At 44.2% G+C, this 12,410-nt stretch carries 9 protein-coding genes and 2 pseudogenes; 6 read left to right on the forward strand and 5 right to left on the reverse strand.

The window, feature by feature from the left end; all coding sequences use genetic code 11:
- Positions 1-330: 330 nt before the first annotated feature.
- A complete protein-coding gene (locus tag FBB35_RS24080; RefSeq protein WP_174711745.1) occupies positions 331-1,080 on the reverse strand; it encodes an SDR family NAD(P)-dependent oxidoreductase in 750 nt (249 codons plus the stop codon).
- A gap of 36 nt (positions 1,081-1,116) precedes the next feature.
- Complete coding sequence (locus tag FBB35_RS24085; RefSeq protein WP_174711746.1) at positions 1,117-2,571, reverse strand: DHA2 family efflux MFS transporter permease subunit; 1,455 nt, start codon at positions 2,569-2,571, stop codon at positions 1,117-1,119.
- Positions 2,572-2,601: 30 nt separating this feature from the next.
- Between FBB35_RS24085 and FBB35_RS24090 the strand changes: the two genes are divergently transcribed.
- The 3 genes and pseudogenes from FBB35_RS24090 to FBB35_RS35085 all read left to right on the forward strand — a co-directional run.
- On the forward strand, positions 2,602-2,784 hold the full coding sequence (locus FBB35_RS24090; RefSeq protein WP_174711747.1) for a hypothetical protein: 183 nt from the start codon (positions 2,602-2,604) through the stop codon (positions 2,782-2,784).
- Positions 2,785-2,922: 138 nt separating this feature from the next.
- Complete coding sequence (locus tag FBB35_RS24095) at positions 2,923-3,372, forward strand: hypothetical protein (protein WP_174711748.1); 450 nt, start codon at positions 2,923-2,925, stop codon at positions 3,370-3,372.
- A gap of 100 nt (positions 3,373-3,472) precedes the next feature.
- Positions 3,473-3,654 (forward strand): annotated as a pseudogene (locus tag FBB35_RS35085) (hypothetical protein); the annotation flags it as partial.
- Between the two features lie 305 nt (positions 3,655-3,959).
- On the opposite strand, the gene FBB35_RS24100 reads toward FBB35_RS35085, so the two are convergent.
- The 3 genes from FBB35_RS24100 to FBB35_RS24110 form a co-directional block, all read right to left on the reverse strand.
- The gene (locus tag FBB35_RS24100; protein ID WP_174711749.1) at positions 3,960-5,516 is read right to left on the reverse strand and encodes a DICT sensory domain-containing protein; all 1,557 of its coding nucleotides are present in this window, start codon (positions 5,514-5,516) and stop codon (positions 3,960-3,962) included.
- A 272-nt stretch (positions 5,517-5,788) separates the two neighbouring features.
- The gene (locus tag FBB35_RS24105; RefSeq protein ID WP_174711750.1) at positions 5,789-7,288 is read right to left on the reverse strand and encodes a UDP-N-acetylmuramoyl-L-alanyl-D-glutamate--2,6-diaminopimelate ligase; all 1,500 of its coding nucleotides are present in this window, start codon (positions 7,286-7,288) and stop codon (positions 5,789-5,791) included.
- A gap of 53 nt (positions 7,289-7,341) precedes the next feature.
- Positions 7,342-7,629, reverse strand: a complete 288-nt coding sequence (locus FBB35_RS24110; protein WP_174711751.1) for a glutaredoxin family protein — start codon at positions 7,627-7,629, stop codon at positions 7,342-7,344.
- Positions 7,630-7,717: 88 nt separating this feature from the next.
- On the opposite strand from FBB35_RS24110, the gene FBB35_RS24115 reads away from it, so the two are divergent.
- The 3 genes and pseudogenes from FBB35_RS24115 to FBB35_RS24125 all read left to right on the forward strand — a co-directional run.
- A complete protein-coding gene (locus FBB35_RS24115; RefSeq protein ID WP_174711752.1) occupies positions 7,718-7,909 on the forward strand; it encodes a DUF4089 domain-containing protein in 192 nt (63 codons plus the stop codon).
- Positions 7,902-9,290, forward strand: coding sequence for an AtzE family amidohydrolase (locus FBB35_RS24120; RefSeq protein ID WP_174711753.1), 1,389 nt, complete (start codon positions 7,902-7,904; stop codon positions 9,288-9,290). The genes FBB35_RS24115 and FBB35_RS24120 overlap by 8 nt, the downstream gene beginning before the upstream one ends.
- 408 nt (positions 9,291-9,698) lie before the next feature.
- Positions 9,699-12,149 (forward strand): annotated as a pseudogene (locus FBB35_RS24125) (LAGLIDADG family homing endonuclease); the annotation flags it as partial.
- Positions 12,150-12,410: the final 261 nt, after the last annotated feature.

Genomic DNA, 12,410 nt, shown 5'->3' on the forward strand with positions numbered 1-12,410 from the left:
TTGTTGTAATTCAAAATTTAAATATCCGAACATCAAGGGTTATTAGAAAATTCAGACTCCCTTTTTTCAACCTTAACCATTTAGTCTAAACTCCAATTTCTTTCTTAGTATACTTAGCCAGATTCAACTAATACGCAGGGAGAAGGGGATACAAAGCTTGTGGAAATTACCTCTTCAATAACTGCTCACAGTGCCACTCTGCCGAAGTGCAGTAATAGTATTTCACTTTAAGGTTGATACAAATAAGCAGCAAGAAAGCAGGGAGTATGGAGAAAGAATTAGAGATAAATTATTTGGATCAGGAGTTTTGTGAAATGGTATAACAGAGCTTTAATGTTCTTGTCCTGTCGGCCGGATAAGAATTTCGTTGACATTAACGCGGGACGGTTGCGTGACGGCATAAACGATCGCAGCAGCAACGTCTTCGCTATGCAGAGGTGTAATTGCCTTGCGTCGTTCCTCAATGCGTTGTTTGGCAACTGGATCGGTAATTTGGTTGTCAATTTCCGTATCCACTAAACCTGGTTCAATAATGGTGACGCGGATATTGTCCTTATGGACTTCTTGACGTAAAGCTTCTGAGAGGGCATTAACGCCCCATTTGGTAGCATTATAAACACCGATACCCGCCCGTGCTGTCCGACCTGCCACTGAGGAGATATTGACTATGTGCCCCGATTTTTGCGCCTTCAACAGAGGTAAAACAGCGTGGGTAGCATATAGCAGTCCTAGTACGTTGATGTCGAACGATCGCCGCCAGTCTGAGCTATTTCCAGCTTCAATGGTTCCGAGTAAGGCAATCCCTGCATTATTCACCAGGATATCGACCCTTCCCAATTCTGCATTTGCCTTTGCCACCAAGTTATTTACCTGGTTTTCATCAGTCACATCAGTGACAATGGGCAATGCCTTGCCACCACTAGCTTCAATACGTTCTGCTAGTGCCTGAATGCGATCGCCACGCCTAGCAGCCAGTACTACTGTTGCTCCTTCCTCTGCTAAAGCGATCGCAGTTGCTTCTCCAATTCCTGCTGAAGCCCCAGTGATAATTGCTACTTTTTCTTTTAATTTACCTGTCATTTATTTAATTCCTTAGTGATTAGTAATTCGTAATTGCTAATTGAGATTAGTTATTCTCCCCCTGCCCCCTGCCCCCTTCCCCATCCTCAAAACAGATGCGACTGCTGCCCCACAAAGTATTAGGGCTGCAAAGCGAAAAGTTCCTTGGAACCCCGCAACGATCGCATCAGGAGGGGCAACAGAAACATCTGCACCCGCAGACATGCTAGCGATTAATGCTCCAAATACTGCCCCGATTAAAGAAACTCCTACTGTGTTCCCTGATGTGCGTGACAAAGATAGCAGCCCAGAAGCAATCCCTAGCCGCTCCCTTGGTACTGCTCCCATAACAGTGCTGTTGTTGGGTGATTGGAATAAACCCAATCCAATGCCGTAAATAAAATAGCGCGACACATAGCCTAGCTCAGTAATCTGAGCATCAAAGGTGCTAATCCCCAAACAGCCACCTATCATTAACCCCAGTCCAATTGGGCTGATTAGTCGAGCGCCAAAGCGGTCTGAAAGTATTCCCCCTAGTGGGGCAATTAACCCACTAAGTACAGGTGACACAGCTAGTAGCAGTCCCACTTTTACCGTCGGATAATGCTTGACGCTCTCTAGAAAGAAAGGGACGATGAGTAGCGAGCCGCCGATAACAATGAATGCTAGCCAGCCACTTAGCAAACCCATACTCAACTGAAGATTGCGAAACAGGTGTAGTTCTAGTAGCGGCTCTTTTATGACCGCTTCAACTACCAAAAAAATTATGAAACTTACGGTAGCGATCGCTAATAATACTAGTGCATTAGTACTACTAAAGCCCTGACTTTGCCCTAGCGTCATACCCAGACCAAAACTACCCAGAGTCAATAAAGCCAATACAGCTCCAAAAAAGTCAAATTTCTGTTTACCCTGAATGCGTACAGAAGGTGGCACTACCCGAACTATCAGGAAGCTAGCGATAATCCCCAATGGTACATTGATGAAGAATATACTATGCCAGCCTGATAAGCTTAGGAGCAGTCCGCCTGCGGAAGGGCCAAAAGCAATTCCCAGTGATACAACACTACCGATAACGCCAACAGCGCGACCTCGCTCTGAAGATGGAAAAACTTCTGTAATGATTGCCAAACCAAGCCCAGAGATGAATACAGCACCCAGTCCTTGAAGTGCGCGAAAGGCAATCAACCACTCAATACTAGGTGCAAAACCACACAACAGCGAACTGAGAGTAAACAGAACAAGTCCCCCCTGATACAAGGACTTCTTGCCCCACATATCTCCCAAGCGGGTTGCCCCCAAAACTAAACCGGAACTGACCAACTGGTAACTCAATACAGCCCATTGAGTCGTCGGAAAACTGGTGCCAAAGGCTTGCACCAATGTGGGTAAAGCAACATTGATGATGCCCACATCAAGGGTAGACATGAACACCCCAAGTCCGACACCGAGTAAAACCCAATTTTTTTGAGCGTCTGACAAAGCCAGAGGTTGTGTTTCCAATTGTGCCAAGATTTAGCCTCCGCCTTTGACTTTACGGTCATGAATAGTTTGCATACGTATATTCATTATCCTCACTATCTGTTCGCTGCGATCGCTTCGTTGCTCAAAAATACTCTGGATAAATTGCCAAATTCAGGTTTATTTCAGGCATTATCTTCTCAATCAGCAACACTGGCTTTTCTACTTGTCATATATTTTGGTAAATTACTTAGATACTTTTAACCCCAAGCTCCTTCGGCTATATCAACAATAGTATTTAGTAAAATACGGTAACTCGATATATTCACTGTATTTTATACTAGTTAGCAAACTATCATAGACACCTCCAAGAAGCAAGTCCTAGAGGTTTTCGTATAAGCAATGACTCAAAAAGCTGCCTTATCTCGATTTGCCTTAGCATTTATTGCAGGCTTTGTGTCTGTTTTGCTATTTCACCAAGGTATGTTGGCGTTGCTACATACAGTGAATTTCACGCCTCGCACTCCTTATTCAACTGCACCAACACAACCATTTGGAATCCCGCAAATTTGGTCAAGTGCATTCTGGGGAGGAATTTGGGGAATGATTTGGGTAGCAATCGCGCCTCGTTTTCAAAATGATAAAAGCTATTGGTTAGCAGCATTGGTATTTGGTGCAATTGTCCCAACGCTAGTGGCTTGGTTTTTGGTCGCACCACTCAAGGGTCAGCCCATCGCTGGAGGCTGGAAACTTGTGGGAATAGTCACAGGTTTATTAGTTAATGGTGCTTGGGGAGTTGGAACCGCCGGGTTGCTGAGATTATTCTCTAGAAGGCAATTGTTCAACAACTAGACTTTTTAAAAGTTCTACCAGTTTCTGAAAAAACTCGCCATTTATTCAGCAAGTCAGTAAAGTTATTCTCCAGACGTTCCCGGCTCAATCTGCGCCCCAAGCTGAAGGACTATTAGTTGACAAAATGGGCGATTTGCGTTTTCGTGGCGTTCACTTCCTGCTAGCAACCTTACTCCCATAAGATGCAGCCACAGAACTGCGAGAAAAATTGATTCAATACGCCGCCGACACTAAAGACAATACGGGAGTAATACTTTTGTGCCGTTGTTACGGACTAGATAGGGCATTAGACATTGGGTATGATTATTCTCCTTGTGTCTTAGCTCGACTTTATCTATTTTTGATTCACTCGACTTTATCCAAAATTAAAAACTTGGTTCTCCCTATAGAGCAAAAGCCCTAGCTTTTTGGCAAAAAGTTTTTTCATATCACTGATTCACGCTGAAATCGAAAAAATCGAAAAAGTAAAACTAGTGTCCTACAAAGGTTTCAGCGTCAGGTTGAGTGTTGTCAAAAAATGGATAAAGTCGAGTTTAGGCAAAGTTGCATAGCACCACAAAGTTAACTTAGGGAATAATCATAACCGATCACTCATGTTCTATTGCGATCGCTCTTGGGATATCGCTAACAGTTGCCAGTTGCACTGTAAATGTGGAACCTTCATACAATTTACTTTTTACAGAAATAGATCCCCCACAGCGCAGCAGCAATTGCTGTACTATTGTTAACCCCAAGCCAGCACCAGCATAATCTTCTGTAGACCCTGTACGCACACGATAAAATCGCTCAAAGATTTTGGAAATCTCGCTTTCGGCAATACCAATACCTGTATCGCGGAATTCTAATTGGATATAATCGCCTTGAAGACGGGCACGCACCCATACTTCACCCCCATTAGGAGTAAACTTAATGCTATTGTGCAGCAGATTAATTACAATCTGCCTCAGCCCACCACTCACACACCAAATAGATGGCAGCTCAGTGGGTACGGTGTAGGCTAGCATAATCCCTTTTTCTTGGGCTAAAGGTTGGTACGTACTGACTACTCCAGGTACAACATCTGAGAGCCGCACCGACTCCAAAACCATCCCCTCCAAATTACGTTCTAGTTGCACCAGTTCCAACAAACCTGTAATTAGAGAATTTTGTTGATCGCACTGGGTATTTAACATCTGTAAATAACGTTGTCGCTGCGTAGGTTTGAGATTAGGAGAATTCAATAACGAAAGTGCTGTTTTGATATGCGTCAGGGGTATACGCAATTCCTGACAGAGATTTTTCAGATATTCATCTTGGAGTTGTTCTTTGTTGTGCAGTTCTTGATTTATCTGCTGCAACTTGGTAGTGCGGGCTGTGATGATTTGGCGATTAATTTCATCTTGTCGCAGGAGTTGTTTTGTAAACAGTTGACTCATCGTTCCCGCTTCGGGCATCGTTGGACAAATAAAATCAGCAGGTACAATTGGCGATGATTCTGGCGCGTAGACACTTGACAGATGGTCGTTAGATATCGCTTTTTTGATACCATCTAATACTTGCTGAATTACTCTGCCCTCAACAGTAGTGATAATCAGCAATGGCTGATTTTTATTAGTATTTCCCTTTCCCGATGTCTGATTCTTGCGTTTTTTAAGTGGTCGATGAGCCAAAATTAAACTACAAAACTGGGGCGATAACACCATCAAAAAGTTTTCCCGTCGCAGTTGGCTATCTGATGCCAGGTGAACGGTGACGTGATGAGTAGATGAGGGGGACGAGGCAGAGGGGAGGGGGGAAGGGTGCAGAGGAGAGGAATTTTCCCCCTGCTCCCTGCTCCCTGCTCCCTGCTCCCTGCTCCCTGATTCCTGCCCCCTGCCCCCTGCTTCCCCCGCTCCTTGTTTTTCATTCTCGTCAATCTGGCAAGTATAGATAATACTAGACGCACCCACCGAGGATTGGTAACGCGCTAATTCTGATTGCCAAATTTTTTCTGGTGGTAGCTTCACCCATAAAGTGGCTGCTATTTGCTGCTCAATTAGTAGGTCAATTTGCGCTCTCACCAGTGATAGCAGAGTCGCAGGACTGAGGGACAATGGTTTTGGAGGCACTTGCACTCCCATAACCAGTTGATAAACAGACAGATCCTTAGCCAGAGAAACATTCATGAGTCAAGCACAAAAAGGATGAAGCAAGAAATAATTCTGTCTCGATTTTCACCTTTATGTGTCCATCTTTTACAAAATCCCCACGGAAAGAAATATTAATAAAAAACTACACCCATAGAGGCGGGGAAGAGGCAGGGGGGCAGGGGGAGACAAGGGGGACAAGGGAGACAAGGGGGAATTATTAAACAAATCTCTCCCTTGTCTTCCCCCTCTTCCTTGTCTACCTTGTCTCTTATTCATGCCCCATGCCCCATGCCCCATGCCCAAATAAATTAAGCTTGGCTATGAAGTCTTTGCTGTAAAGCGTCGCGTGCGTGTTCTCGGTCATCAAAATGGATTTTTTCGGTGCCGAGAATTTGGTAGTCTTCGTGGCCTTTACCAGCAAGCAGCACTCCATCACCTGGTTGTGCTTGTAAAATAGCGGTACGAATTGCAGTAGCCCGATCGCAAATTACCATTGGTTTTACTGTTGGGGCAATTCCCGCCAAAACATCTTCTAAAATCCGTTCTGGGTTTTCGGTGCGGGGATTATCTGATGTCACCACTGCCACATCAGCTAATTCAGCCGCAATTTTACCCATTATTGGGCGCTTGGTGCGATCGCGATCGCCTCCGCAACCAAAGACGCAAATCACCTTGCCAGGGATAAACGGACGTGCGGCTTTCAGTAAATTTTCCAAACTATCGGGTGTATGAGCATAATCCACAATTACACTAATATCTTGGTCAGAATTAATCTGTACCCGTTCCATCCGTCCGGGAACTCCAGGAAACTCAGGTATCACAGATGCCACTAACTGCAAATCTAGTCCTAACTGTAAAACTGCTCCTACGGCTGCGAGAAGATTTTCTAAATTATATTGTCCGACTAATGGCGATCGAAAAGCTACATCACCTTTTGGTGTATGTAATGTCCCACTGACACCATTCGGCTCGTAACTTAAATCACTCATCCATAAATCAGCGCTGTTGTCGTTGACACTGTAACTCCAAACTCGTTCAGAATTCAAGGAGGCAATTAACCGCTTTCCGTAGGAGTCATCAGCATTAATTATTGCCCGTCCCTTGAGATAATCAGGGCTAAACAACAACGCTTTAGCGGCAAAGTAATCTTCCATGTCGCGGTGATAGTCGAGATGGTCTTGAGTAAGATTACTAAATACCGCCACCTCAAATTGACAACCCAGCACTCTACCTTGAGCCAAAGCGTGAGAACTTACTTCCATTACCCCGAACTCACTACCAGCATTTACAGCCTCTGCTAACTGCTGTTGCAGTTCCACTGCAAAGGGTGTAGTGTGGGCAGCAGTTTGCTCAAAACCTGCCCAACGAGTGTAGAGAGTTCCCATTAAAGCTGTGGCGAGATTAGCTTTGATCAGGAGAAATTCAATAATATGGGTAGTTGTAGTTTTGCCATTGGTACCAGTCACGCCTACCAGCTTGAGTTTTTGCCCTGGATAACCATAAAAAGCACTAGCTATCTGGGCACAAGCTTGAGTTATGTTACTTGCACTGATGACCACAGCCTCATTTGTGGGAGGATTTTTTTGTGCAGCTTCGGGAGAAACGATCGCAGCTACAGCCCCCGATGCGATCGCACTTTGCCAAAATTCCCCACCATCAACCCGCGTTCCTGGCATCCCAATAAACAAATCTCCCACACCACAAGCATGGGAATTGGTCTTCAAACCCCTAACTTCCACATCCTCCATCGGATGGCTAGGCAATTGCTCAACACTGTCTACCGCCGTTAGTAATTCCCGCAATTTCATGTTGTGAACCTCGTCACATTCTTAATCTTGCGCTTATTCTGCATTATTTTTTTCTAATTGGCTAAATACTTACGCAACATTTGCTCCAACTGTTGCACACTAGCACGAGGAGAAGGACGCGGCAATGGTGCTTCTATAATTTCTTCCTCCGTGCCCTCTGCGCCTCTGTAGTTCGATAAATAAAGTACTGGCACTTCATACTCATACGCAGCAAACCAATCTTCACGAGTCGTAATATCCCTAACTTCCAACTCGAAACTAAGATTTTGGATTTTTTCTAGCTTTTCTTGCAATCCTTCGCATAAATGACAGCCAGGTTTACTGTATAAGATTAATCGCATTTCGGTTGTCGTAAGAAGTTATAAGTTTAAGATAACGTAGACGTTTCGGCTTGCCGCAGGCTACCGCGAAGGGCGCAAAGGAAGAGAGATGAGAAGAGAAGGGTTTGATGTGGGTGAGTATGTTGATCTTATGGCGTTGTTGTTGGATCTAGAAATAAGAGATGAGTATCGGGATGGGGTGGTGGCAAATTTTGAGAGAATTAGTGCGATCGCAAATATTGTAAATTCTTTCCCATTACCAGAGGATATTGAAGTTGACGAGTTTTTGAACCATGAATGATGCTGTATCAATAGCTGCTGCTGTGCGTGAAGGCAAAGTTAGCGCAGTGGAAGTTACTAAGGCTGCGTTAGCACGAATCGCAACGCGGAATTATTTATTAAATTGTTTTACGACTATAACTGCTGAGACAGCTTTAATAGATGCAGCCTGCATTGACAGGGAAATTGCTCAAGGTAATAATCCTGGTTTGCTTGCTGGTGTGCCTTTTGCGGTAAAAAATCTCTTTGATATTGCTGGTTTAACGACTCTGGCGGGATCAAAAATCAATGCAGAGAACCCAGCCGCTACCCAAGATGCAACAGCAATAGCGAAGCTGAAACAAGCGGGTGCTGTGCTGGTTGGCGCTTTGAATATGGATGAGTACGCTTATGGGTTTGTTACAGAAAACTCTCATTACGGCGCTACTTACAACCCCCATGATTTACAGCGAGTTGCTGGTGGTTCATCGGGTGGTTCGGCGGCGGCTGTTGCTGCTGGGTTAGTACCGTTGACATTGGGTTCTGATACGAATGGTTCAATTCGCGTTCCGGCAGCATTATGTGGTGTTTTTGGTTTTAAGCCGACTTATGGAAGGTTGTCTCGTGCTGGGGTAGCTTTATTTTCTAGCAGTTTTGACCACATTGGCCCTTTTGCGCGTTCGGTGCAAGATATTGCTACGGTGTTTAACGCGCTTCAGGGAGAAGACGACCGCGATCCAATTTGCACAAAGCGTCCGCCTGAATTGGTTTTATCACAACTCAAACAAGATATTTCTGATATCAGAATTGCCATTGCTGCTGATTATTTTACCAAAGGTGCAGAAGCGGAAGCTTTAGCAGCAGTGCAAAAGGTAGCTGATGCAATGAATGTCACTGAATACGTAACCATACCAGAAGCACACCGCGCCCGTGCTGCGGCGTTTGTGATTACAGCTAGCGAGGGTGCAAATCTGCATTTGGATAAATTGCGATGTCGTCCTCAAGATTTTGATCCAGCAACACGTGATCGCTTTTTGGCTGGGGCGTTAATTCCCAGTAGCTGGTATCTGCAAGCACAACGGTTTAGGAAATGGTACCGCGATCGCGTTCGACAAGTGTTTCAAAATGTGGATATAATTCTTGCCCCAACTACACCAATTTCTGCACCGCTAATCGGTCAAGAAACTATGATTTTGGATGGGGAAGAAATTCTTGTCCGTCCTCATTTAGGACTATTTACTCAACCATTATCTTTTATCGGCTTACCCGTTTTATCAGTACCAATTCAGCGTCCAAATGCTTTACCTTTAGGCGTGCAATTGATAGCAGCGCCATATAATGAAGCTTTAATTTTAAGGGTTGCGGCTGCGTTAGAAGCAAAAGGCATAGTTTCAGCAGCAGTCACTTTAAAAGCTCTCAACTAAAGCTATTAAGCTATAAAATTAACGTTTGGGTGAACTGTAAATTAAAGGAAAAAAATACAGCATTGACAGAAATAGAACGCTATGAACTGTTAGTTTTAATATCTATTTACCAAATCGGACAATTAAGAAAATCAGAAGGTTTAGCTGAAGCAGTGAGACGGCAAATAAAACTCCTTTATCATCATCGGTATAAAGAGAATTTACTTATAACTTAATCTGTGCTAATTAAAACTCAATATTGAGATCCTACCCAAGGGTGAGGGACATTATACATCATAAATTTATGTTGCAAATAGTCTGGTTTATAGCTAGCGTAAAGTGGACAATTTGACAATCTTTAATACTAAAACTACTTGGCGTATAGTCATAATCTGTCCGCACGCAACAAGAACGCAAGACACTTAATATATGGTTCGAGAGCTAGAAAGAAAACGCCAGAGTGCAAAGTTTCCCGAAACAGCACCGGCTGCTAATCCCGTATTTTTTAGAACCTATAGCCGCCGAACAAAGGCGGGACTAAGGGAAACATGGGATGAGGTATGCGATCGCACTCTCCTCGGCTTAGTCGAGTTGGGAAAGCTCACTCAAGAAGAAGCTGGCATACTGGATAAGATGCAGCGCAACTTGAAAGCTATGCCCAGTGGACGCTGGCTATGGGTTGGTGGTACAGACTGGATAACCAAACCAAAAAACTTTTCCGGCGCTTATAATTGCACCTCTACCAATCTCGAAGACTGGAGTGCTTTTGGATTAATGATGGATCTGGCAATGATGGGCTGTGGTACCGGAGCCGTCCTAGAACCACAATTTATTAACCAGTTGCCCCCTATCCGTAATCAACTGAATGTCACTGTAAAAGGTGAAATTGGCAGCACTCCTGTACAACAGCGACGTGAATATACTGAAACTCATATAGAAGGCAATAACGTCACTATTCACGTTGGAGATAGCCGTGAAGGTTGGGTTGAATCATATCAAGCCCTATTAGAACTTTCTACTAATGAACAGTTTTCAGCAGCAGTCGAAGTATTAGTTGATATCAGCGATGTCCGAAAAGCCGGAGAAACTCTCAACGGCTTTGGAGGAGTTGCTAATCCTGTGAAATTGCCCGGACTTTATCAGCGTTGTGCTTCCATCCTGAGTAAAGCTGTAGGACGGCAATTAAATTCAGTTGAATGCTGTCTGTTAATCGATCAAGCCGCCGTAACAATTGTTGCTGGTAATATCCGGCGCTGTCTGCCTGAAGATGCTTTAGTTCATACTTCCAAAGGTCTTGTTCCCATTTGCGATGTCCAAGTAGGCGATCTAGTACAAACTCCTTTAGGATTTCGGCGAGTTGTTGATAAATTCGACCAAGGATTTCAGGATGTCTATGAAATTGAAACGAATGCGACTTACCCAAGAGCAACTTTAAACCACAGACAAGCAGTTCTTGCAGATGCTCAAGGGAGAATTACCTGGAAGTCGATTGCAAGTTTAGTTGAAGGCGATCGCCTACTGCACAATACAAAAGTTCTACCTGGTACAGTTACCCATCTTCCCCCTGATTTTACTGAATCTCGACCCTCAAACAGTCGCACAGCTAAGTCTTTTGTAATTCCCGAATTAACAGCTGAGGTTGCTTGGCTAATTGGGTTAACCCACGGTGACGGCTATATTGCTCTCGGTCGCAATAAGTATGATAAGCCCTATGGCCGGGTTGAATGGGCAATGAACAGCTTAGATACGGAATTCACGGCTAGAGTTCAAGCCAAAATAGATGCTGCTTTAGCTTTATTTGGATTGACTGCTACTCATGGCATCATCAAGGGCGAAAACACCGCCAAATCAATCTGCTCATCTATTCGACTAGCTGAGTACTTCCATCGCTATATCAAGCAACCTAATATTCCCCTAGCAATTCCTAGTTTTATTTTGCAGGGTTCAGTAGATATCAGGGCGGCTTACCTAGCTGGATTGATGGATAGTGATGGTGCTGTCAATAACCGACCCCCTCATTTAGTTACCTCAGTCTATCGGTCATTTATTAGACAAGTTAGTGCAGTTTTATCCAGTTTGGGTATTGCTGGCAGAATTAGCATTACCCATCCACAACAGCAAACATGGCAGGTTAAGTACAACCTAACAATTCCAGCCCTCAAAGGGCGTTATAACGCCCTTATTGCACCTCACTCGCTTAAGGGAGAAGTACGCCAAGGCTTAAAAATGTATGGTTTCACCGTCCCTGGTGCAATTATGCGGGAAGCTTATACCTATAGCGAGATGCGAGATATGGGATTCCAAGGATCTCGTACTGTTGATGCCAATTATGAGCGCTATATCGTTGAAGCTGATATCTCGCTAGATATTCCAGTCACTGTGAAAGGACTGGGCAGTTACGATCATGTCCACACTTACGATATTGAAGTCGAAGAAGCCCATTGTTTCTATTGTGATGGCTATCTAACACACAATAGTGCTGGCATGAGACAAGGTTCTAGCGAAGATAGTTTGTTTGTCGATGCCAAAGATAACTTATGGCAGCAAGATGAAAGTGGCAATTGGCGAATCGATCCAGAGCGTGATGCACTCAGGATGGCAAACCATACCAGAGTTTTTCACCGCAAACCAACCTTAGAAGAATGTCTTGATGCTGTTCGCAAACAGTATTATAGCGGCGAGGGAGCGATTCAATGGGCTGGTGAAGCCGTAGCGCGATCGAATATTGATTTGCTGCCAACACAAGCTCTAAAAGTTGAGTTTTTACAAGCTTATGAACAAGGAACAGCAAAACAGTGGTTAGAAGAGCGTTATTCAAATCTTGATGCTAATGAGCTAGAACATCGTTTGGCTCGTTATGGGCTAAATCCGTGTGGTAAGTGATTTTGCCTCACGTTAAAAACCTCGCAAAAACGGGGAAAGCTGAGATGCTAATCCCGTGGTAATCAAAGGAATTAAAAAGTCTTTGACACCGTACAGCGTAGAGAGTGAAACTAGATGACATCAGAAATTTTTGTCTAGAATATAATCTCTCCAAGAGTGCGGGGGTGGATGTGAAAAACACTTGTGTTGAGCGGCTTGCCCTGAGCGTAGCCGAAGGGCGCCGAAACACTTTTATTATCTAAAGTCACATCTGCAAAA

This window comes from Nostoc sp. TCL240-02 (assembly GCF_013343235.1).
Classification (GTDB): domain Bacteria; phylum Cyanobacteriota; class Cyanobacteriia; order Cyanobacteriales; family Nostocaceae; genus Nostoc.